Below are 320 nucleotides of genomic sequence, written 5' to 3' on the forward strand. Positions count from 1 at the left end.
TTGCTCTTGACGCTTCTTATCCGCCTCAATACTCGCTACCACAGCAGTATTAGCTACTGCTGTAGCTTCTGAGGCCACTTCTGCTGCTTGTGCTGAGACTGTCGGTACTGACGCTCTTGTTGTTAAATCTGATAAACGTGATGTCTCATTAGTGTCTAAGCCTTCTGAACGCATTGAGACTGCACCACTCTCAGACCCCGTCTGACTCGTAGCAGTAACTTGACTACTTGATGTCTCACTGGCATGCCCTCTCGCCTTTGAACTACTCATTGAAACTGAAGTAGACTCCGAAGCTTTCTGTGAAGCCGAAGCACTGGTGC

1 protein-coding gene is annotated in these 320 nt (G+C 48.4%); it reads right to left on the reverse strand.

Translation table 11 applies throughout. From position 1 onward, the window contains the following. The coding region (locus tag HMPREF2697_RS10830; RefSeq protein WP_257375257.1) for a hypothetical protein at positions 1-270 on the reverse strand (270 nt) is incomplete at its 3' end. Between the last annotated feature and the right edge of the window lie 50 nt (positions 271-320).

Origin of the sequence: Streptococcus sp. HMSC064D12, from assembly GCF_001837205.1 — a bacterium.
In the GTDB taxonomy this organism is placed as follows: Bacteria; Bacillota; Bacilli; order Lactobacillales; family Streptococcaceae; genus Streptococcus; species Streptococcus salivarius_D.